Below are 22,510 nucleotides of genomic sequence, written 5' to 3' on the forward strand. Positions count from 1 at the left end.
CTCAGCCTCTCAGGTCGCTACTGGGGAGGCAGGGCGTCATGCTGCCGAGATGCATTTGGCGATGGCGCGGCCCACGTCCACGGTGTTCGCGGTGCCGCCCATGTCGCGGGTGCGGGGGCCTTCGCTGAGCACGGTCTCGATGGCGGAGAGCACGGCGGCCGAAGCCTGTGCATAGACGGGATCGTCGCCGCCGAGGTGATCGAGCATCAGCGCGGCCGACCAGATCTGGCCGATCGGGTTGGCGATGCCCTTGCCCGCGATGTCGGGTGCGGAGCCGTGCACCGGTTCGAAGAGCGACGGGAACTTGCGTTCGGGGTTGAGGTTGGCCGACGGCGCGATGCCGATGGTGCCGGTGCAGGCCGGGCCCAGGTCGGACAGGATGTCGCCGAAGAGGTTGGAGGCCACGACCACGTCGAACCAGTCGGGGTGCTGCACGAAGTGCGCGCACAGGATGTCGATGTGGAACTTGTTCGTCGCCACGTCGGGGTAGCGCTTGGCGATCTCGGCCAGGCGCTCGTCCCAGTAGGGCATGGTGATGGAGATGCCGTTCGACTTGGTGGCGGCCGTCAGGCTCTTGCGCTTGCGGCGGTTGGCGAGCGTGAATGCGTAGTCGATGATGCGGTCCACGCCGGTGCGGGTGAACACGGCTTCCTGGATTGCCATTTCGCGAGGCGTGCCCTCGAACAGGCGGCCGCCCACGGAGGTGTATTCGCCCTCGGTGTTCTCGCGCACCACCAGGAAGTCGATGTCGCCGGGCTTGCGGTGCGCCAGCGGGCCGGGCACGCCGGGCATCAGGCGCACCGGACGCAGGTTGACGTACTGGTCGAAGTCGCGGCGGATCTTGATGAGCAGGCCCCACACGGCGATGTGGTCGGGCACCTTGTCGGGCGCGCCCACGGCGCCGAAGTAGATGGCGTCGTGGCCCTGGATCTTGTCGGCCCAGTCGGCCGGCATCATCAGGCCGGTGCGCACGTAGTGGTCGGAACCCCAGTCGAAATGGTCGTAGGAGAAATCGATGCCGAAGCGGCGACCGACCGCGTCGAGAACGCGCAGCCCTTCGGGCATGACCTCGACGCCGATGCCGTCTCCGGGAATGACTGCAATCCTGTGCTTTTTCTGCATTGACTCAACCTGTTCAAAGTTCGTTTCGTTCGGGGGCACCGGCGCTCGTGACGCGGGCTTTCGAAAAAATTCTAGAAGCGAGAAACGGGCCTGCGCAGGGGGTTCGCACCCAGTTCGCCTTGACAAAATAAGAAGGCTGCGTCGATGCGTTTCCCTATGACAATGAAGAAATCGTGTGTCACGGAACCGACTTCGAATTCGAATAATTAGAAGGCGAAAGCTCCCGATGACTCTCGCATGAAAGCCCTCGAGCCTCCTACATGAAGGCTTTCTGAAGCAGCCCGCGCGGCCCTGCCCGATACTCCGCGCGCTCGCGAGGCGCTCCGCAGAGACCGCTCGCCAGGAGACCCATGAATTTCTTGTCCGTTACCGCGAAGGCGGTCGCACGCCGCATCCGACGGTGGCTCCAGCCCTCGCTGGTGCGGCGCCTGCTGTTCGCGCAGATCACGGTGGCGGGGCTGCTGTGGTGCGCCACGCTGGCGCTCTTCCTGTATGACTCGAACCGCCTGCCCGAGCTGGTGCGCTACGACAAGGTCTTCGAAAGCATCATGGCCTGCGCGCAGAACCTGGCCTTCGATCCCGCGCGTCAGCAGCAGACCCTCAAGGCCTTCGACATGGCGCTGCAGGAGACTTCGAGCGACTTCAAATCCGATCAGGATCGGGCGCCCGTGCTGCAGGTGTGGCAGCAGGGTCGGCTCATCTACAACTCCGCGCCGAGTGCGCCGCTCATGCACACGCAGATGCCCGGGCGGGTGGAGCAGGTGCGCGCCGGCGATCGCGTGTGGCGCGCCCGCTCGATGACTTCGCCGCTGCTGGACACGCGCGTACTGCTGGCGGAGCCCGACGTGCTGCGCCTGAACTTCACCATCGAACACCGCAGCTACTACCTGCTGCCGCTGGCCATCAGCCTGCCGTTCGTCGTCTTCCCGGCCTGGCTCTCGGTGATGCTTGCGCTGCGGCCGTGGCGGCAGGTGACGAAGGAGACGGCCGAGCGCGGCCCGGCCGATCTTTCGCCGCTGACCTTCGAGCCGCCGCACAAGGAACTGCAGCCACTGGTGAGCGGCATCAACGGACTGCTGCGCAGCGTGCGCGACCGCGCATCGCGCGAGCGCGGCCTGATCGCCGACGCGGCCAACGAGCTGCGCACCCCGCTCGATGCGATGCGCGTGAACGTCGAGGCGCTGAAGGCCCGGACCTCCGACCCCGGGCAACGCGAGCTCATGGCCAACCTGCTGCGAAGCAACGACCGCGCGGCACGGCTGGTGGGCCAGCTGCGGCAACTGATGCGAAGCGACGAGATGCCGCTGGACGCCTTGCCCGCGACGCTGGCCTTCGATGCGCTGGTGCGCGACCGCATTCCGCTCGTCGAGGCACTGGCGCGGGCGCGCGGCATCGCGCTGGAGTTCGCCTCTGAAGTACCCGAACCGGTGCCGGTGCACGGCGAGAGGGAGAGCCTGATCTCGATGGTGAGCAACCTGGTGGAGAACGCCATCAAGTACAGCCCCGATGGCGGCGCTGTCACGGTGCGCGTCGGGCGCGAGTCATCGGATGCGGTGCTGCGCGTGACGGACCAGGGCCCGGGCATTCCGCCCGCGCTGCGCGAGCGCGTGTTCGACCGCTTCTTCCGCAATCCGGACCAGACGCAGTCGGGCAGCGGACTGGGGCTGGCCATCGTCAGGTCGGTGCTTGAGAAGCATGGCGGGCGCATCGAGCTGTCCGACGGGGAGGGCGGTCGTGGCCTGCGCGCGACCGTGTGGCTGCCGCTGTCGGCTGGCTGACAAGCGGGCGCATCCCTCTTAGGATGGGCCGATGCGAACACTTCAACTCCCCACCGGCGGCGAGATGCCGGTCCTGGGCCTGGGCACATGGCGCATGGGCGAAGACGCGAAACGCCGTGCCGACGAGGTCAAGGCCGTGCGCGAAGCCATCGTGCTCGGCTATCGCCTGATCGACACCGCCGAGATGTACGGCGAGGGCGGCGCCGAGACCGTGCTGGGTCAGGCCATCGCCGAGGCCCTGCGTGCGAACGACGTGCGGCGCGAAGAGCTCTTCATCGTCAGCAAGGTCTATCCGCACAACGCCAGCCGACGCGGCACGCGAGATGCCTGCGAACGCAGCCTGAAGCGGCTCGGGCTCGACGCCCTCGATCTCTACCTGCTGCACTGGCGAGGCAACCATCCGCTGCGCGAGACGGTGGCGGCGATGCATTCGCTGGTCGACGATGGCCGCATCGCGCACTGGGGCGTGAGCAATTTCGACATCGACGACATGGAGGAACTGGAGGAGGCAGCCGGTGGCGACGGCCCGGCTTGTGCGGCCAACCAGGTCTACCTGTCGCTGGGCGAACGAGGGCCCGAGTTCGGCCTGCTGCCTTGGCAGCGCGAGCGCGGCATGCCCTTGATGGCCTACAGCCCCATCGACCAGGGCGCGCTGGCCGAGGACGATGGGCTGGTGGAACTGGCCGAGCGACTGGGCGTGACGGCAGCGCAACTCGCATTGGCCGCCGTGATCGCTCGGCCCGGTGTGGCTGCGATTCCGAAGGCGGTACGCAGCACCCACCTGAAGGAGAACCTGGCCGCTGCCGAATTGAAGCTCGATGCGGCGACCCTGGCCGAACTGGATCGCCTGCATCCGCCGCCGAAGCGCAAGATGCCCCTGGCGATGATCTGAGCGCTGGCGGCGATCAGTGGGCTTCGGCCTGCTTCGCCGCGGCGATCACGGCGCTCTCATCGTGCTTCGCGCCGTTGAGGAACAGGTTCAGCAGCACCGCCGCGATCGACGCCAGCAAAATGCCCGACTCGATCAGCGAGTGGATGGCGTGCGGCATCCATTGCTTGAAGTTGGGCGCGATCAGCGGAATCATGCCGATGCCCAGCGAGACCGCGACGATCATCGCGTTGTGGCGGTTGTTCCTGAAGTCCACGCCCGAGAGGATGCGGATGCCGGTGGCGGCCACCATGCCGAACATCACGAGGCCCGCGCCGCCGAGTACCACGGTGGGCAGCGATTCGACCAGCGCCGCCATCTTCGGCAGCAGGCCCAGCACGATCAGGATGATGCCGCCGGCCACGCACACATAACGGCTCTTGATGCCGGTGACGGCAACCAGGCCCACGTTCTGCGAGAAGCTGGTGTAGGGGAAGGTGTTGAAGACGCCGCCGATCAGCGTGCCCAGGCCGTCGGTGCGCAGGCCGCGCGCCAGATCCTTCTGGCTGATCTTGCGCTCGGTCATTTCGCCGAGTGCGAGGAACATGCCTGTCGATTCGATCATCACGACGATCATGATCAGTGTCATGGTGAGGATCAGGATCGGATCGAACTGCGGCATGCCGAAGTGGAAGGGCAGCACGATGTCGACCCACGCGGCCTTGCCCACCTTCTCGTAGGTCATGAGGCCGGTGAGCGAGGCCACGACGGCGCCGATCACGATGCCCAGCAGCACCGAGATGTTGGCGACGAAACCCTTGGCGTACTTCACGATCAGCAGGATCGACACCAGCACCAGCGCGGCCACGCCGAAGCCCGAGAGGTCCGCGTACTTGGGATTGGGCACCGTCGGCAGGATCGCGAAGCCCTTGGGCACGGCGGGAATGGAACTGCCGGGCGAGGTCACCTCGGCGAGCCACTTCGCATAGACCGGGTCGACCAGCGCGGGCGCGGTCGGGCCCACGGGGTTGCCGAAGATCCAGTTGATGCCCACGCGCATCAGGCTGATGCCGATGACCGCGATGATGGTGCCGGTGACCACCGGCGGAAAGAAGCGCAGCATGCGGCTGACCAGCGGCGCGATCAGTATCGACACCACGCCCGCGCCGATGATGGCGCCGAACAGCAGCTGCGCGCCGTTCTGGCCGGGGTTGGCGTTGGCGATGGCCACCATGGGCGCGACGGAGGCGAAGGTCACGCCCATCATCACCGGCAGCTTGATGCCGAAGAACTGCGTGGCGCCCAGCGCCTGGATCAGCGTGGCGATGCCGCAGCAGAACAGGTCGGCGGAGATCAGCAGTGCAACCTCGTCGGGGCTGAGCTTGAGCGCGCGGCCGACGATCAGCGGCACCGCGACGGCGCCCGCATACATCACCAGCACGTGCTGAAGGCCGAGGGCGGCGAGCTTGCCGGTGGGCAGCCGCTGATCCACGGGATGGACTGTTGAGGGGGTGCTGTCGGCCGTCATCGTGTGTCTCCTGCTGCGGCGAGAGAGGGATTGATCGAGGAGAGGCGGGCGACACGGCTCGGCATGCGCACACCTGTTTGTGTACGCCAAACTGTATACAACTTATGCAACAATCCGGATTCAGGAAAACCCGTATCCGGTCCGGGGCCTTGCCCCGGTCGTTTTTCTCTATGCGACGGGGTAGGGGCCGTCGTCGAAAGCCTCGGCGTGATAGCCCTTGCTGCCCACTTTGCGCGCGAGCTGGCTGCGGAAATCGCGGCCCTCGCGCAGGCTGCGCAGCACATGAGCGAAGTCGTGGCGCGGCTGCCATCCGAGGTCGCGCCGCGCGAGTTCGTTCACGTAGACGCGATCGAGCTGCCTTGGCAGCGTCCATCCCTGCTTCGCGTAGAGCGCCTCCGCCTCGGGGAAGAGTCGGCGCAGTACGGCGGCCGCGTTCTCCCGCAGCATCTGCAGGTCGTCGCGCGCGAAGGGCGTGGTGGCCGAGATGATGTAGCGGCCGAAGCCGATGCGCGGTGCGTGCCGGGCCGCAAGAAGATGCGCCTGCACCACGTCCTCGATATCGGCGCGGCGATGCAGCAGCTCGTTGGCCTGCGCGTTGTCCAGCGAGTGCAGGCTGCGCGCCGCGGCATCGTCGTCTTCCTCGGGGAAGAAGCGCGAAGTCTTGAGCACCACCACTGGCAGCTGTTGCTTGCGATGAAACAGCTCGCACAGGCTCTCGGCCGATGTCTTGGTCACGCCGTAGATGTTCTTCGGAACAGGCGTCACGTCCTCGGTGATCCACGCAGCCGGCATGCCCTCTGCAGGCGTGAGCGCGTAGCCGAAGGTGCTGGTCGTGCTCGTGAACACGAAGGATCCGACGCCCGCCGCCATAGCCTCCTCGAGCAGCACCAGCGTGCCCGTGATGTTGGTGTCGACGAACTCCTGCAGGCTGTGCGTTGCCACATGCGGCTTGTGCAGCGTGGCCGCGTGGATGACGGTGCGCACGCCCTTCATGCAGCCGCGCACGAAGGCGCGGTCGACGATGGAGCCGGTGCGGTCGGTGAACCCGGAGGAAGCGATGTCGATGCCGCGCGCGGCCTGCGAGCTTGCGCGCAGCGTGCGCATCAGGGCCTCGCCGAGGTGGCCGGCGCTGCCGGTGATGAGGATGGTCATGGCCGCAAGACTAGCCGCGGCCGCATGGACCGTCCACGCATAAGTTATGCGCGATTCAGGCGCGTGGCCTTGCTTCCCGCACCGTGAGCCCGGAGGCTGCCTGCTTGGCGTCGTGCTTCGCGATGGCCGCTTCGCTCGCCACGTCCTCGGCGTGCCGGAACATGCCCGGCGGAATGCGCACCGCGCCTATCGCCAGCGTGGCGAATGGCGTGAAGCGGACCACGCCATGCCGGTCCTCGCCCTCGATGCCGCCGGACTGCCGATCGGCTTCGTCGTAGAGGCCGGGTGCCTGCCGGTTGAACTCGGCGATCAGCCCGGCGCAGCGCCGGTGCCAGTCGGGGCTCTGGAACAGCACCAGGAAATCGTCGCCGCCGATGTGGCCGACGAAGTCGCGATGCGCATCCGCATGCTGCGTCGCCAGCCGCGCGAGCAGCAGGATCATCTCGTCGCCGCGCCAGTAGCCGTAGTGGTCGTTGAACACCTTGAAGCTGTTCAGATCGGCATAGCAGGCCGCGAAGTCGGCGCCGCTGTCGAGCAGCCGCGCGATGTGGATGTTGATGGGGATGTTGCCCGGCAGCGAGGTCAGTGGGTTGGCGTGCCGCGCCGCCTCGATGCGCGCCTCGGTGACCGCGCGCACCAGCTGGTCGCCCGTGCCCAGCCCCGCATAGCGCTTCTGCTCCGTCACGATGAAGCCTTCGCTCAGGTAGCGCTGGTCTTCCGACATCAGGATGCCGAGCAGGCTCTCGACGTTCTCCTCGCGTTCCACGACCAGCGGCGTATTGCTGCCATAGGCCAGGCAGGGGCGGCGGCCGTGCACCTCGCGGAAGTACAGCCGCGCGTAGTCGTTCATGAACGACTGGCGGTTGATCAGCGCCACGGGCGTTTCATCGTCGACCACGGCCAGTGCATGCAGCGCCGGATGCTTCTGGAAGGCCGCCGCGACCTCGTCGACCGGCGTCTGCGGGCTCAGCGCGGGCGCCTGGATCACCGAGAGGCCGCGCAGCACGCTGGGTTGCGAGGCTTGCGCCGCATGCGGCATCACCGCGATGCGGGAATCGCCGATGGTGGCCGCCACGGCCTCGGGCAGCGCCGGCAGCAGCTCCGGCGCAGGCGGGCCCAAAAGGTAGCCCTGGCCGAGCGCGATGCCCAGGTCGCGCAGTACGCGCAGGTCCTTGGCGTTCTCCACGCCCTCGGCGATGAGTTCGCTTCCCATCGCATTGCCCAGGCCGGCGATGGCGCGCACCAGCGCCACGTTTTGCGGGCAGTTGGCGATGTCCTGGGCAAGCAGCTTGTCGATCTTGACGAAGTCGGGCTGTAGTTCCTTCCAGCGCCGCAGGTTGGAATGGCCCTCGCCGAAGTCGTCGAGCGCGATGCGCGCGCCCAGCGCATGCAGCGCCTTGACTGCCTGGCGCAGCGCCTCGGCATCGCCCGCGGCGCATTGCTCGGTGAGCTCCACCGTCACGTCGCGCACCGCGATGTTGTAGTTCGCCAGCATGCGCTCTAGCCAGCATGTGCCCCCCGCGGCGTTCATGGCCTCGATCAGCGTATCGGCGCTCATGTTCACGAAGAGCCGGCCCGGCTTGCTCAGGCGGCCCCATTGCGCGAGCACCGCTTCCACGCAGTGAAGCTCGAAGCCGGTCAGCCTCGACTCCGCCGCGGCCAGCGCGAGCATTGCCTCGGGGCTGGGTAGCGCGATGCCGGCACCGCCGCGTATCAGGGCCTCGTGGCCGAAGATCGTTCCCTGGCGCAGATCCACGATCGGCTGGAAGAACGCAGTGATCGCAGGATGCGGCTTGGCGCTGGACAGGGATGGCCGGAGCATGCTGTGGAGATTGTTCGTCGGCGGCCCTCGCGCAGAAGAACAGCGAGTAGCCCTTTTGGGCTACAGCATGCCGCATTTATATGACAGGAGCACGGGCCGCCCCGCCGGCGACGTGGTCAGGCGATGGTGGTGACGATGCGCCCCGCGCGTCCGTCGGAAAGCGCGATGCGCTCCCACAGCACGCGCCCAGGCAGGATCGGAACGATCCGGTCGGTGTTCGCCCCGGTCGCGACTTCGAGCGACGACAGCTCGCCCGCATGCCAGCCCAGCTCTTCGAGCGTGGCTTCGGCTTCCAGTATCTCTTTGGAGGCAAAGCCGATCAGCGAACGGCCCATGAACTCGCTGGCGTCGGCGCGCCATTCGGCCTGCCGCGAAGGCGATGCGGCCAGCAGCCGGTGCGTGCGGTCGCAGACCAGGTGCACCTTGCGCGTGGACGATTCGACCAGCCGCTTCAGCGCCGCGTCCTGCGCCGAGTCGCAGGACGCCGCGAGCAGCCTGTGCGCCATGGCTTGCTGTGCCGGCGAGAGCGCGAGCTGCCCGCGCTCCCAGCGCGACACCGTCGCCTGGTTCACGCCCATCAACTGCGCGAAGTGCGTCTGCTTGATGCCACGCAGCAGCCGCATCTGTCGCAGCGCGAGGCCGAGGTTCTTCCGCATGCCGGGTCAGGCCAGCAGGGCCTTGACCAGGTCGAGCTGCCGGTCGGGCTTTTCGGTGCCGAGCTCGAGGCTGGCCTCGATGCGCTCCAGGTGCTCGGTCATGCTCTTCACGGCGGCTTCCACGCCGCCCTTGCGGCACAGCCGCAGGAACTCGGCGTGCTCGTCCGATGAGCAATGCGGGTCGTTCGACGAGTGGTACAGCATCGCGATCAGCGAGCTGCGCGCCACCAGTTCGCGCACCAGCTCGGCCAGCGTGCGGTTGCCGGTGGCTTCGGCCAGCGCCACGTGGAAATCGCCCAGCAGTTTCTCGCGCACGGTGCCCATGGTGGTTGTCTGGCGCAGGGCGGTGCGCTCGAACTTGATGTGCTGCTCCAGCGCCTGGTAGTCACGCGCCTTGGCACATGCGATGAAGAGGCGCACCACCTCGCTCTCGAGGATGCGCCGCACGGCGAAGACCTCGCGAGCCTCCTCCACCGAGGGCTGGCTCACGAAGGCGCCCTTGTCGGGAATCATCTCGATGAGCTTGTCCTTCGACAGCATCAGCAGGGCGGCGCGCACCTTGGTGCGGCTCACCGAATACACGCGGCCCAGCGCTTCCTCGCGCAGCCAGGTGCCGGGCGGCAGCCGCTTCTCGACGATCGCGGTGGCGATGTCGTTCGCGATGCTCTCGATGGAGCTGTTCTTGTCGGTCACGGCTGAGCCGTTCTCGTCCGGAACGGCGGCAGCGGGGGGAACGGAAGGTTTGGAACTGGCGCGGGGCATGCGCGGATTGTGGCCTAGCGCGAGAGAGTGAAGCTTTCGAGCGCACCGATGATGGGCTTCGGCAGGGGCTTTGCGAGCTCTCCGCGCTTGCTGGTGCGCAGCTTCAGCGTCACGAGAGACTCGATGAGCTTGGTGCCGGCGGCCACGCCGTCGATCACCGGCACGCCCAGCACGCCCTCGACGTGCTCGCACAGATCGGTCATGCCGGCGCAGCCGAGCACGATGCAGTCGGTGCCGTCTTCTTCCAGCGCGCGGCGGCACTCGTCGACGATGCGCTCGCGGGCCCGCGAGCCGGGCTCCTCCAGTTCGAGCACCGGCAGCTCGCAGGCGCGCACGTTGGCGCAGAAGCGCTCCATGCCGTAGATCTCGGCCAGGTGCCAGGCCTGCCCGATGGTGCGGCCCAGCGTGGTCACCACGCTGAAGCGGCTGCCGATCATGCTGGCCAGGTGCATCGCCGCCTCGGCGATGCCCACCACGGGACCGCGCGCCAGCTCGCGCGCGGCCTTCAGGCCGGGGTCGCCGAAGCAGGCGATCACGTAGCCGTCGATGCTGTCGCGCTCGCCCGCCGCGATTTCCTGCAACAGGCCCGGAACGGCCAGAGCCTCGTCGTAGTGGCTTTCGATGGACACCGGCCCCATGGCCGGGCTCACTGCGACGATCTCGGTGCCGGCCTGCGCCACGGCCCGGGCGCAGGCACCGATCTTCTCGGTCATGCTCCAGGTGGTGTTCGGATTGATGATCTTGATGCGCACGGCGCGGTCCCTTTCTTTCTGTCTAACTGACTAACCGATGATTCAAGTCTTGTCGCTGCGGTTCAGCACGGCATAGATGATGAAGCCCAGGCCCATGCCGATGAACCACGCATAGTTGGCGGCGCCGCGCAGCGTCGGCACCATCACGCAAAGAATGGGCACGATGGCCGCCGGCACCAGCGCCTGGATCGCCTTCGGGTTGTAGCCGCCGCTGTACCAGTACTCGCCCTTGGGGCTCATGCTGTAGAGCGCGTCCACGTCGATGCGCTGCCTGCGCACGATGTAGTAATCGGCAATGAGGATGCCGAACAGCGGGCCGATGAAAGAGCCGAGGACGTCGAGCGTGTAGTGGATGACTTCGGGGCTGTTGTAGAGGTTCCACGGCGTGAGGAACACCGAGCCCACCGCGGCGATCATGCCGCCCGTGCGCCAGCTGATGTGCTGCGGCGCCACGTTGGAGAAGTCGAAGGCCGGCGAGACGAAGTTGGCGACGATGTTGATGCCGATGGTGGCGATCATGAAGGTCAGCGCGCCCAGCACCACGGCGGTGGTGCTGTCGATCTTGCCCACGGTGTGCACGGGGTCGGTGATGAGCTCGCCGAACACCGGCAGCGTGGCCGCGGTGGTGATGACCGTCAGCAGCGAGAAGAACACGAAGTTCACCGGCAGGCCCCAGAAGTTGCCCTTCTTCACCGCCTCGAAGCTCTTGCCGTAGCGCGAGAAGTCGCCGAAGTTGAGCATCGGGCCGCTGAAGTAGCTCACCACGAGTGCAATGGCCGAGAGCATCACGGGCAGCGCGTCCCAGCCCTGGAACTTGATGCCGCCCAGGTTCAGGTCGATCTTGCTCCAGCCGGCCTTCCACACCAGCCAGCCGCACAGGATGGCCATGACCACGTACACGGCGGGACCGGCCCAGTCGATGAACTTGCGGATCGCGTCCATGCCGTGCCAGAACACGAAGGCCTGCAGGACCCACATGACCATGAAGGCGACCCAGCCCAGGGCGGACAGGCCCGCGAAGCCGTACCTGGTGACCTCGGCGTAAGGCGCCAGGCCCGGCGCCATGTGCAATGCGAGCACCATGAAGGCCGCCGAGGCGAGATAGGTCTGCACGCCGTACCAGGCCACCGCGATCAGTCCGCGGATGATGGCCGGGATGTTCGCGCCCAGCACGCCGAAGGGCGCGCGGCACACCACGGGGTAAGGCACGCCCGTCACCTGGCTGGGCTTGGCCACGAGGTTGCAGAAGATCTGCACGATCACGATGCCCACCAGCAGGGACACCAGCACCTGCCAGCTCGACAGGCCCAGCGCGAACAGGCTGCCCGCGGTGATGTAGCCGCCCACGCTGTGCACGTCGGACATCCAGAAGGCAAAGATGTTGTATTGGCCCCAGGTCTGCTTCTTCAGCGGAGCGAGGTCTTCGTTGGTCAGGCGCGGGTGGTAGCCGGGCTTGATGATGGCGTTGGATTCCGCGTGCGGCGCAATGCCGGCTTCGCTCGCCCCCGCGGGGGCCTGGCTGACGACTGTGCTCATGGTCTTCTTCCTCGTGCGAGTGGGTGGATCAGGACCTGTTTTGACGCAAATTTCGCGCCGGTTTTTCGGATGCGTTATTTGTATACAAAAAATGGGCGCAATCAAGCTCATTGGAGAACTCATATATCGGTGTAATCCCTGAGGTCTTGCGTTGGCGTCGGGTGCGGACCGGGCCGGATGCCTCGGGATGGGGCGCGGCCGCGTAGCGGTGCACCCGTGAGGTGCACCGCTACGCGGCCGGTATCGCCCGACGCGGCGGCGTGAGGCGTGCGACGACCTTACTGGCCGTGCTCTTTCTTGTGCGGGGGAGCGCCGCGTTCATGGGGAGCCGGGGGATGCTCGGGGTGCCCATGTGGCGGCGCGGGCGGGCGCGGCCTCGGTACAGGAGCTGGCGCGGGTCTTGGCGGACGCTGGATCTTCTGCTCGGCTCCCTCGCGCGCGGCGATTGCCGGACGCCCTTCATGCGCCATTCGAGGATCTTCGCCGGGCGCGATACGGGCCTGCGGCTCCACGGCGGCCGGCTTCGGTTGCTGGGACATCTCCGCGTGAGCCTGCGCCGGTGTCGGCGAGGCCATCGCTGCCTCGGGCCTCCTGGCGGGCGCTTCGGACACGAGCGGCTCGGGGCGTGCCCGAGGCGCGGAGGGCGGCTGCGAAGGCGGGCGAGCCGCGGCAGTCTGCTGTGCGGCAGGAGTGCCGGGAGCCGTAGGGCGCACAGCCTCTGCCGGCCGTGCCGCGGGTGGCGGCTGGCGGTCGGCCGGCAGCGCGGCGATCGGCTTCGGGCTCGCCGGAACGGGCGCCATCGAATGCACGACGGGCGGGAGCGCGGCGGCAAGGTGGGCGCTTGCCGGTATCGCAGCTTCGAACGGCCGTCCACTCGCAGTCGCGCTGGCTGGCGCCACCACTTTCACTGTCTGGTTGTTGTTGGTGATGTTCGTGACGTTGGTGATGTTGTTGAAGGTCGTGTTGTTCGTCACGTTGTTGATCGTGGTGTTCTGCACGCGCATGCCGACGTTGGTGACGGGCGGCGCACTGACGACCACCGCCGGCGGCGTACCGATCGGCGCGGGCACGATCAGGCCGGGCCGCGAACCGGGAGGCGCGGGAACGAACACGCCAGGCGGCCCGATCGGAGCGATCCCCGCCACCACGCCTGCCGCCGCGATCGACACCGCGAGGCTCAGGCCCAATGGCGGCGGCACGAATGCAACGCCCGGCGGCGACCAATGGCCGGCGACGAAGACCACCACGTTGTCGCGATGCTCGTAATAGGGTTGCACCCATGCATAGCCCGGCTGTGGAGGCGCGGACCAGCGGCCCGCGGCCCACACCCAGTTGCCGTGCCATGTCCAGTAGCCGCCGGTCCACACGGCGCCCACGAATGGCGAGGGTGGCGGCACTTCCACGAGCATCGGCGGCGGAGCCCATGCCACCGCGATGGCAGGAGGCTGATACAGCGGCGGATCGACGTACACGCTCACGACCGGTGGCGCGGCGACGGCGACATGCGCGGGTTGCACGACGGTGCGGACTGCCGTGGCCGGTGGTTGAACGACACAGCCTGCGATCAGGCTCACCATCAGAATTCCGGCGAGTTGAAAGGCGGGCAGAGAAGATGCTTTTCTCATTCGATATTCCCGGTGATGTGCACGTGGCACAGGGAACGACCCAACGGGCTCTCGAGAACCGCCGATGACAGCGCCGGAATGAATTTCATGCGGTAACGATATTTCCACTGTCAAGTCGATCCGTGTCAGGCTGCGCTCAGCCTGGATCCCCTCGACGAGGAAGAAATCGAACGCTCCACAAGCAGGAAGATGAAAAGACCAGCCATCTCCCTAAGTAATGAATTAGATCAATGATTTGCAGCAAACATATAACGGCACGGTAGTTCCATCTTGGCGCCTTGGAAGGAGAAACTGTGCGGCTGCTGGATTCCCAACTTTCGCTCGAGAACGAATCGGGTGGTTCATTCCTCGGGGCTTCGAAAGGTCGAGTTAAGGGGCTCGCCGAAGATATCGATGCCACCCGGATATTGCTCGTCGATCATCGCTCCAGCTTTTGCGATTCGATGAATGAAGCGTTGCAGCAGCGGGGGCTGCTGATCGATACGGCACGTGGCACCAATGCGATGGAGACTCCCGCGCTCGCACGGGACTATTCACTGGTTCTGCTGAACTCCATGCAGCTCGGCGCCGCAGGACTCAGCGCCGTGCGATCGATCCGGCGAAAGACGAATGCGCCGCTGCTTGTTCTTACCGAGCGCGACAGCGTCGCCTTGCGCCTGGCGGGGCTGGAACTTGGCGCGAGCGACTATCTGGTCAAGCCTTTCACGATGCCCCAGCTGCTGGCGCGCATCAGGGCATTGGCGCGCAACAGCGTTGCACGTCCTCAGCCGATACTTTGGCTGGATGATCTGGAAATCAACGAGCGAGATGCGACGTGCTCCCGCGACGGCAAGGACCTCGGACTGACCAGGATGGAGTTCGTGCTGTTGCTTGCGCTGCTTCGCAATCAAGGGCGCGTGATGTCGCGCGAAACGCTCGCCCGCGAAGTCTGGGGCACGGAGTTCGATCCCGCCACCAATGCGATCAATGTGGCCATACTGCGCCTGCGCAACAAGGTCGATGCGCCCTTCGACGTGAAGCTGCTGCACACGGTGCGAGGCAAGGGCTACGTGCTCGAGCTCAGATCCGGCTCCTGAGCCGACGATCGGCAGGCAGCAGCCCTGCCGTCCGTCCTACGGCAGCTCGCGCGCACTCACAGGGTCTGCCGTCGGCGGCAGCGCGCCGCGCAACGGGCTCGGCGCGAGCTTGCGATCGTCCGTGGCGGCGCGCGGTGGAGGGATGAGTTCGGTGCCTTCCATGCGGGTGCTGCCGTTTCGTCCCTGCGCAGGTACCGGCGGTGTTGCCGGCAGCAGCGGCGCCGCATCCACGGCGCGCAGCATGAGGTTGCCGGTGTCCGGCTGCGTGCGCTGCTGCATGCTGCGGATCTCGTCGTAGCGGCCATAGGAGAAGGACTCGATGGCGTCCGCATCGCGCATCACGGCGGGACGCAGGAACATCATCAGGTTGCTCTTGGTGCGCGTCCGGTTCTCGTTCTTGAACAGGTTTCCCACCACCGGCATGTCTGCGGCCAGCGGTACCTTCTCGATGGTGTTGTTGTAGGTGTCGGAAAGCAGGCCCCCGAGCATGACCAGGCCCCCGTCTTCCACCAGCACGTTCGACTCGATGGAGCGCTTGTTGGTGGTCGGCCCGTTCTGGTTGTTGACCGTGTTCTGGTCGACCGTCGAGGCCTCCTGGAAGATGGTGAGCTTCACCGTGCCGTTCTCGTTGATGGTCGGGCGCACGCGCAGCGTGAGGCCCACGTCCTTGCGTTCCACGGTGGTGAACGGATTGACGCCGGCCGAGCCGGCCGCGCTCGCGTACTGTCCCGTGACGAAGGGCACGTTCTGGCCGATGACGATACGGGCCTCCTCGTTGTCCAGCGTCAGCAGGTTGGGCGTGGAGAGGATGTTGGCATCGCCGTCGCTGCTGAAGAAGTTGGCGATGGCGCCCAGCACGTACTGGCCGCCGATCCTGCCGCCCACGCCGATGTTCAGCCCCGGCGCGATCTGGCCCGCCACGCCGGCGGCATTGCGTGTGGCCAGTGCCTGGGTGAGCGCGAGGATGTTGTTCCTGTTGAGGCTGGAGTTGGTGCCGATGACCGCGTTGCGGCCCAGCGCGCTCTGCCACTGCACGCCGAAGCTCGCGGCCTTGCTGGCGTTCACCTCGACGATCAGCGCTTCGATCATCACCTGCGCGCGCCGGCCGTCGAGCCTGTCGATCACCGCGCGCATCTGCCTGTATTGCGGCTCGGGGGCGGTGATGATGAGCGAGTTGGTGGACGGGTCGGCCTGGATCTGGCCGCCGGTGGAGGGCTGGTTCGCGTTGTTCAGGGGCGCGTCGGCGGCGCTCGAAGCGCTGCCCTGGCCGCCGCCGTTCAGGCCCACCGGCGAGGCTTGCTGTCCTTGCTGGGGCGAGCCGCCGCCTGCAGCCTGGGACGCGTTCTGCTGGCCCGCCGCCATCGCGGCACGCAGCGTAGCGGCGAGCCGCACCGCATCCGCATTCTTCAGGTAGACCACGTAGATGTTGCCGGCGGCGCCGTTGCCGGTGTCCGCCGGCGCGCGGTCGAGTTTGTCGATCAGCGCGCGCACGAGCTGCATGCGCGCCGGGTTGGCCGCCCGCACGAGCACCGAGTTGCTGCGCGGATCGGCCATCAGGGTGGTGCGGAACGATGTGTCCGCTGCGTTCACGACGGGCACCGCATCCGGTGACCCTGGCATGCTCGACATGCCGGAAATGGCCGGCCCGCCCGATGCACCCGAGCTGCCGCCGTCGATCAGCCGCTGCAGCATCGGCACGATGTCGGCGGCGAGTGCGTACCTCAGCTGGATGATCTCGACGTCGGATGCGTTTGGAACATCCAGCGACGCGATGACGCGCGCGAGCCGGCGCATGTTGTCCGCGTAGTCCGTGATCACGAGCGAGTTGGTGCCCGGGTTCACGTTGATGCTGTTGTTCGGCGCGATCAGCGGACGCAGCACCGGCAGCAGGTTGCTCGGCGACTCGTAGTTGAGCCTGAAGATCTGCGTGACGACCTGGTTGCCGGCGTTCGGCGGGATGGCGCCGATCGAGGTGTTGACGCTACCGCTTTGCAGCTTGGCGCTGGCCTCGGGCACCACCTTGTAGAGCCCCTCGGCTTCCACCAGGGCGAAGCCCCGCAGCCGCAGCGCAAGGGCGAACTGGTCGAAGGCCGCGGCCGGAGGGATCGCGCGTTCGGTGACGAGGTTCATCGTGCCCTTCACCCTCGGGTCGATCACCACGTCGCGGCCGGTGACCACCGCCATGGTGCGGGCCACCGCCTCGATGTCTGCGTTGAAGAAGTTCAGGGTGATGGGTTCGCCGCCGGCGGGCGCCGCCTTGGCGCTTGCGGGCGTGCGAGCCTGCGTCGGGGAGGCGGCAGCGCCGGCGGACAGCAGTGTGACCTTGAGCGAACTGCCCTGTATCTCGGTCTTGTATGAAGCGGGCTGCCACAGGTTCAGCACGACCCGGCTGCGCTCTCCTGCCTGCACGACATTGATCGAACGCAGGTTGGCCTGGTTCACTTCGACGGCCGCGCGGCCGACTTCGCTGGCAACCCCGGGAAAGTCGAGTGCGATGCGCGGTGGGTTCTGTATGGCGAATCCGCCGGGCAGCTCATCGAGCGGCTGCGCCAGGTCGATCTGGACGACCGCGGTTCCATGCTGCACGTAGCCCGATACCGCCTTGACGGTGTTCTGCGCATGGGCCGCGCCCAGTGCGCCGCAAATCAGCAAGCCGAGGCATGCGGCGCGAACGCCGCGCGCGCCGTTGGGTGACGCCCTCATGCGTCAGTGCCCGCGCAACCTGGGGTCGCAGAGGTACTTCGCAGCTGCAAGGCTCGTCCGCCCTGGTATGACGCGGGCGGGTTCTTCGTGCATGTTCGAATCGCGAGGCAAAACGGCATCAGGGCCGACAACGATGGTTTGAGTTTCCGCACCGATCCACATCGTTGCTGCTTGGGGCTATGCCGGAAGACGGATGCGCTGTCCGGTACTTCCGGGCACGGATGCTCGCCGATCTGCCTTCCTTCCGCTAGCCGTCGAAATGAGATTGAGAACCTCATTTTTGCAAGCAATCGGCCAGCGCCCGGGCCGGGATCGCCGCCAATGTAATGGCCCATGAGGCGAGGGGACGCTGGCGCCAGGCGCGCGGGGACCCGTAAGATGCGCTCGCCCGCAGCGGCCGCCGGCCGCGCGTGCTGCAACCGCGTCGTTCCATGCTCGAACTTCTTACCGACCCTCAGGTCTGGATCGCCTTCGCCACCCTGACCGCCCTGGAGCTGGTCCTGGGGATCGACAACATCATCTTCATCTCGATCTTGGTCGACAAGCTGCCCCTGGCCCAGCGGGAGTTCGCGCGGCGCATCGGCCTTTTCATGGCCATGTTCATGCGCATCGGGCTGCTGCTGGTGCTCGCCTGGATCGTCGGCCTGGTGGCGCCGCTCTTCACTGTGTTCAACCAGGAGATCTCGGGGCGCGACCTGATCCTCATCCTGGGCGGGCTGTTCCTGATCTGGAAGAGCACGAGCGAGGTCCACCAGTCGCTCGAAGGCGAGCATGAGCACAAGCAGAGTGCCGTCAAGGCGACCTTCGCCTCGGTGATCCTCCAGATCATGATCATCGACCTGGTGTTCTCGCTCGACTCCATCATCACCGCCGTCGGCATGGTGGACGACGTGCGCGTGATGATCGCCGCGGTCATTGCCTCGGTGCTGCTGATGATGCTGTTCGCAGGGCCCATCGGCCGCTTCGTCTCGGCCCATCCGACCATCAAGATGCTGGCGCTGTCCTTCCTGGTGGTCGTGGGCGTGGTGCTCGTGGCCGAGGGCTTCGACCATCACGTGCCCAAGGGCTACGTGTACTTCGCGATGGCGTTCTCGCTGATCGTGGAAATGCTCAACATCCGCATGCGCACCAAGGCCGCCCGGCGCGTCGAACTGAACCCGCCGCGCATGCCCGGCGATTGAGCCGGGGCGCGCGGCGTTCGGCCGCCCGGCTATTGCGCGGCGACCTTCACGAACACCGGGTTCGAATAGAACCAGAGGTCGCTGTAGTTGCGCACATTGATCGCGTTGAAGCGGGCCACGTTGTCGGTGCCCGTGGTCTGCGCGTCGAAGAGCGGCTCGCCGCCGGCCGTTTCGTTGGGCACGTCGGTACCCAGGTTGGTGCCGCGCAGGCGGAAGTACTGGTTGTTGCCGGCCTTCACCGTGTAGCTCACGGCGAAGTAGCCGTCGGCGTCGAGCTTCCAGTCGGCGCGCGTGAAGCGCTTGAGCACGCGCGTCGACGGGTTGGTGTCGCGCGAGTAGCCCGGTGTGCCCGGCAGTTCGGGGCCGGTCACGTCGCCCGCGATCAGGTCGATGTGGTCGACCACCGGCTTCACGTTGGCGAAGCGGCCGCTGCCGAGCTGGTACTCGAAGTTGTTGCGCTCGGGGCTCTTGAAGCGGATGGTGATCGTCAGGTCTTCACCGGCCTTTGCCGCCACTTCGGAGCCCATCTCGCCGGCCGTCTTGGCACTCTGGACCTTGAAGTCGAGCGCATCGATCAGGCCGCCGTTCACCGCGAAGAGCTTGCCCGAGCGCATGGCCGCGAGCAGCGACTTCGGATCCTTGATGTCGCCGAACAGATGGTTCTTCGCGTACTCGCCAGGCGCGTAGCCGCTGCTGTACTGGCCCTGCGAGATGGTGAAGTGGTAGTCGGAGTCGGCCACGTTCCAGATGCGGCGGCCCTCGGAGAGCAGCGCGTCCCAGGTGCCGCCGAGCTTGGCGACGAGGTAGTCGACGCCGCCATAGGTGCGCGAAGGCAGGTTGGCATCGATGTAGGCGCTGTTGTAGCCGCCGCGGTCGGGCTCCATCTGGTTGCCGACCATGCCTTCGAGCGAGAACACGATGTTCGGCGCGAGGTCGTTCATCTCGCGCAGCTGCGCGATCGTGTACTTGCCGGGGTTGCGCGACGGGTGGTTGATCTGCAGGTAGCTGGTGTCGGGGTAGTTCTTCTTGAGCCAGGCGATCGCCGCCATGGTCTCGGCGTGCGTGTTGTAGCCGGTGCCGGCCTTGGGGCCCCAGGCGGCCACGTCGGCGGCCGGGAAGAGCGCCGGATCGCGGTTGGTGAAGAGGTACTCGAACTGGCTCACGGCCTTGAGCGCGGCGTCCGACATCGGGTTGTCGGTCAGGATGCCCACGTTGCCGTGGTCGTGCGAGGGCATGTCCCATTCGAAGGCCGCGAAGATGGTCTTGTCGGCGTACTTGCCGCCGGCCTGCAGCGCCTTGATGCGCGGCACCTGGTACTTGGCCATGCCTTCGGAGAACGGAATCTGCGCGGCCAGCTTGTTGCCGTTGTTGTCGTAGGAAGACAGGCGCAGGTGATCGGAGATTGCCGCCCAGTCGAGCCCGAACTGGTCGAAGGCCTTGGCCAGCACCTGGTCGAGCGTGGAGATCTGCTGGGTGTCGTCCGACTGCATCGTGTGGATGTGCAGGTCGCCGACAGTCCATCGGCCCGCCGGGCCGGGAGCCGGCGGCTGTGCCGGGGCGGGCGCGGGTGCCGGCGCAACGGCGGTCGGAGTGCCGGGGGCGGTGGGGAGGAAGGCCGGGCCGCTGGAGCCGCCTCCGCCACCGCAGCCGGCGAGCATCAGGGTGCCGACGGCGAGCGTGGAGAACAGGGTGCGGCGGAACGGCAGGGCGGGCAGGGCGGTCGGGAGCGAGGTCGGAAGATTGAACATGGCAGGCTGGAAAAGGAGACGCGCACCTGAAGTGCGCGTCTTCGAGAAAAGCCGCGAGTCTCGGAGGTCGCGATGACGTCCCGATGAAAGTTGAACGAAAGTTCGTTGTCGCCACGCACCACTGGGGCGCTTATGTGCCCTACGCTCTATAAACTGTGCGGCTCATGAATTCCAGCGCGCCTTCCTCACCGCTCACCGCGTCCGTCGACGAAGAGGTGCTGTCGCGCATGGTGCGCACCGACCAGATGGTGGCGGTGCGCCGCAGCGTGCTCTCGGCCATTCCCATCAACGTGGTGCTGAGCTGCGTCGCGGCGCTGGTCGCCGTGAACGCCGGCCGCGCCTTCGAAGGTCTTTGCTGGCTGCTGCTGTCGCTCATGGTGAACGGCATCCGCAGCTACATCTGCCGCTGGCCCTTCGCGCCCTGGCCGGGCATCGTGCCCGAGAACGGCATCGCGACCTCGCCGGATGCCCGCCCGGTCGAGTGGCATCTGCGGGTCGCGGCGGCCATGGCGGCGGTGTCGGGCTGCGTGTGGGCGCTCATCCCGCTGTTGTGCGACGGGTACTCCTCGCCGCAGGCGGTGTTCTACCTGACGGTAGTGTGCGGTATCTGCGCAGGGGCGGTTACCTACGGCATCGCTTATGCGTTCGTGCCTATCAGCTTCATCGTGCCGGCGCTGCTGTCGGTGGCCGGCTGCCTGGCCTATGCGGGCGGCTTCGACAACCTGAGCCTGGCGGCGATGGTGCTGCTGTACCTGGCGGCGCTCGTGCGCGGCGCGGTGCACAGCGACAGGAATTTCCGCGCAAGCAGCCGCATCCGCAACGAGGCCACCGCGATGGCGGTGCAGTTGCGCAAGGCGCACGCGCAGTCGCTCGACGCGACGCAGCAACTGGCCTTCCGCGCCTCGCACGACTCGCTCACCGGCCTGCTCAACCGCGAAGGCTTCACCGACGCGGCCACGCTGCACCTCGCCGCGCACGATGGCCGCCAGCATGCCCTGCTGCTGCTGGACCTCGACGGCTTCAAGGCGGTGAACGACGCCTTCGGCCACAAGGTGGGCGACCGCGTCCTGCAGGACGTGGCCCACTGGCTGCAGCGTGAAACCGCCGAGATGCAGGCCGTGCTCGGCCGCTGGGGCGGTGACGAGTTCGCCTTGCTCTACTGCCTGCGCAATGAACGCCAGGCGCCGCCCGAGATCGCGCAGGCGCTGATCCGCTCCATTTCCTTCGCCACGGCGCACTACGGCGGCCACCTGGGCGTGAGCATCGGCATTTCGCTCTCGGGCGAAGCCGAGGTGGCCGACATGATCAGCTTCGCCGACGAGGCCCTTCACGAGGCCAAGCGCACCGGACGCAACCGCTACCAGGTCTTCGACAGCGCGCTCAACCAGCGCCTGGCCACGCGCCGCGACGTGGAGCGCGACCTGCTGCAGGCCATCGAATCGCGCGGCATCGGCGTGTGGTACCAGCCGATCATGAGCAGCGACGGCAGCGAGGTCCACAGCCTGGAGGCGCTGATGCGCTGGAACCACCCCCGCCACGGCCACATCGCCCCGGAGGACGTGATCTACGCGGCCGCGAGCACCGGCGTGGCCGAGCCGCTGCTGCGGCACCTGGTCGACGAGGTCTGCCGGGGCATGCGCCAGATGGAGGCCGCCGGCTCGAGCCTCGCGGCCGTGCCGGTGGCCGTCAACGTCTCGCCGCGCGAAATGGCACAGCTGGCGGTGGACGACATCGTGCTCGGCATGCTGAAGCTGCGCGGCATCGCGCCGAGGCGGCTGCAGATCGAGATCACGGAAGAGGTGGCGCTCGACACCCACGCCACGCGCGGCCGGCTGAACGCGCTCTCGGCCGCGGGCGTGGCGATCGTGGTCGACGACTTCGGGGTGGGTTACTCGTCGCTGGCCTCGCTGCGCAGCGAATATGTGCGGCAGGTGAAGATCGACCGCAGCTTCATCCTCGACCTGTCGTCCTCGCCGAGCAACGAGGTGCTGGTGGATGCCATCGTGCAGCTCGGCCACTCGCTGGGCGTGCAGGTGGTGGCCGAGGGCGTGGAGACGCAGGCCGAGCTCGACGTGCTGCGCAACCTGGGGTGTGGGCTGGTGCAGGGCTATCACCTCGCGCGGCCCGCGCCGCTGCCCGAGGTGATGGCGTGGGCCGCCGCGCGCTCGGCGCCTGCGCCCGCCAGGGCAGGCTGAGCTGCC

At 67.0% G+C, this 22,510-nt stretch carries 16 protein-coding genes; 5 read left to right on the forward strand and 11 right to left on the reverse strand.

What is annotated here, in order from left to right; genetic code table 11:
• Positions 1 to 36: 36 nt before the first annotated feature.
• Positions 37 to 1,122 carry a tartrate dehydrogenase gene (locus ACAM57_RS08060; protein WP_369661269.1) on the reverse strand — a complete coding sequence of 362 codons (1,086 nt, stop codon included), beginning with the start codon at positions 1,120 to 1,122 and terminating at the stop codon, positions 37 to 39.
• Positions 1,123 to 1,472: 350 nt separating this feature from the next.
• Here ACAM57_RS08060 and ACAM57_RS08065 point away from each other — a divergent pair, with 350 nt between their 5' ends.
• Together ACAM57_RS08065 and ACAM57_RS08070 are read left to right on the forward strand one after the other, a co-directional pair.
• Positions 1,473 to 2,900 carry a sensor histidine kinase gene (locus ACAM57_RS08065; RefSeq protein ID WP_369661270.1) on the forward strand — a complete coding sequence of 476 codons (1,428 nt, stop codon included), beginning with the start codon at positions 1,473 to 1,475 and terminating at the stop codon, positions 2,898 to 2,900.
• Positions 2,901 to 2,931: 31 nt separating this feature from the next.
• Positions 2,932 to 3,792 carry an aldo/keto reductase gene (locus ACAM57_RS08070; protein WP_369661271.1) on the forward strand — a complete coding sequence of 287 codons (861 nt, stop codon included), beginning with the start codon at positions 2,932 to 2,934 and terminating at the stop codon, positions 3,790 to 3,792.
• Positions 3,793 to 3,805: 13 nt separating this feature from the next.
• On the opposite strand, the gene ACAM57_RS08075 is transcribed toward ACAM57_RS08070, so the two are convergent.
• The 8 genes from ACAM57_RS08075 to ACAM57_RS08110 all read right to left on the reverse strand — a co-directional run bounded on the left by ACAM57_RS08075 (position 3,806) and on the right by ACAM57_RS08110 (position 13,553).
• Positions 3,806 to 5,296 (reverse strand): nucleobase:cation symporter-2 family protein, encoded by a 1,491-nt coding sequence (locus tag ACAM57_RS08075; RefSeq protein ID WP_126024282.1) that lies wholly within the window; start codon positions 5,294 to 5,296, stop codon positions 3,806 to 3,808.
• Between the two features lie 168 nt (positions 5,297 to 5,464).
• Entirely contained in the window at positions 5,465 to 6,448 is a 984-nt protein-coding gene (locus ACAM57_RS08080; protein WP_369661272.1) for an NAD-dependent epimerase/dehydratase family protein, read from the reverse strand.
• 55 nt (positions 6,449 to 6,503) lie between these two features.
• A complete protein-coding gene (locus tag ACAM57_RS08085) occupies positions 6,504 to 8,270 on the reverse strand; it encodes an EAL domain-containing protein (protein WP_369661273.1) in 1,767 nt (588 codons plus the stop codon).
• A gap of 116 nt (positions 8,271 to 8,386) precedes the next feature.
• On the reverse strand, positions 8,387 to 8,926 hold the full coding sequence (locus tag ACAM57_RS08090) for a helix-turn-helix transcriptional regulator (RefSeq protein WP_369661274.1): 540 nt from the start codon (positions 8,924 to 8,926) through the stop codon (positions 8,387 to 8,389).
• Between the two features lie 6 nt (positions 8,927 to 8,932).
• Entirely contained in the window at positions 8,933 to 9,688 is a 756-nt protein-coding gene (locus ACAM57_RS08095) for a GntR family transcriptional regulator (protein ID WP_369661275.1), read from the reverse strand.
• 14 nt (positions 9,689 to 9,702) lie between these two features.
• A complete protein-coding gene (locus ACAM57_RS08100) occupies positions 9,703 to 10,440 on the reverse strand; it encodes an aspartate/glutamate racemase family protein (protein WP_369661276.1) in 738 nt (245 codons plus the stop codon).
• A 42-nt stretch (positions 10,441 to 10,482) separates the two neighbouring features.
• The gene (locus ACAM57_RS08105) at positions 10,483 to 11,976 is read right to left on the reverse strand and encodes an NCS1 family nucleobase:cation symporter-1 (RefSeq protein WP_126024288.1); all 1,494 of its coding nucleotides are present in this window, start codon (positions 11,974 to 11,976) and stop codon (positions 10,483 to 10,485) included.
• A gap of 278 nt (positions 11,977 to 12,254) precedes the next feature.
• Positions 12,255 to 13,553 (reverse strand): hypothetical protein, encoded by a 1,299-nt coding sequence (locus ACAM57_RS08110; protein ID WP_369661277.1) that lies wholly within the window; start codon positions 13,551 to 13,553, stop codon positions 12,255 to 12,257.
• Positions 13,554 to 13,894: 341 nt separating this feature from the next.
• Between ACAM57_RS08110 and ACAM57_RS08115 the strand changes: the two genes are divergently transcribed.
• Positions 13,895 to 14,677 (forward strand): winged helix-turn-helix domain-containing protein, encoded by a 783-nt coding sequence (locus ACAM57_RS08115; protein WP_369661278.1) that lies wholly within the window; start codon positions 13,895 to 13,897, stop codon positions 14,675 to 14,677.
• Between the two features lie 36 nt (positions 14,678 to 14,713).
• Here the strand turns inward: ACAM57_RS08115 and gspD are convergent, their stop codons facing one another.
• On the reverse strand, positions 14,714 to 17,380 hold the full coding sequence (gene gspD / locus ACAM57_RS08120; protein ID WP_369661279.1) for a type II secretion system secretin GspD: 2,667 nt from the start codon (positions 17,378 to 17,380) through the stop codon (positions 14,714 to 14,716).
• Positions 17,381 to 17,811: 431 nt separating this feature from the next.
• On the opposite strand from gspD, the gene ACAM57_RS08125 reads away from it, so the two are divergent.
• Positions 17,812 to 18,561 (forward strand): TerC family protein, encoded by a 750-nt coding sequence (locus ACAM57_RS08125; RefSeq protein WP_126024292.1) that lies wholly within the window; start codon positions 17,812 to 17,814, stop codon positions 18,559 to 18,561.
• Between the two features lie 29 nt (positions 18,562 to 18,590).
• Here the strand turns inward: ACAM57_RS08125 and ACAM57_RS08130 are convergent, their stop codons facing one another.
• Positions 18,591 to 20,309 (reverse strand): S-layer protein, encoded by a 1,719-nt coding sequence (locus ACAM57_RS08130; RefSeq protein WP_369661280.1) that lies wholly within the window; start codon positions 20,307 to 20,309, stop codon positions 18,591 to 18,593.
• A 164-nt stretch (positions 20,310 to 20,473) separates the two neighbouring features.
• Here ACAM57_RS08130 and ACAM57_RS08135 point away from each other — a divergent pair, with 164 nt between their 5' ends.
• Positions 20,474 to 22,504, forward strand: coding sequence for a putative bifunctional diguanylate cyclase/phosphodiesterase (locus ACAM57_RS08135; RefSeq protein ID WP_369661281.1), 2,031 nt, complete (start codon positions 20,474 to 20,476; stop codon positions 22,502 to 22,504).
• Positions 22,505 to 22,510 lie beyond the last annotated feature (6 nt).

This window comes from Variovorax sp. V15 (assembly GCF_041154425.1).
GTDB lineage: Bacteria > Pseudomonadota > Gammaproteobacteria > Burkholderiales > Burkholderiaceae_C > Variovorax > Variovorax guangxiensis.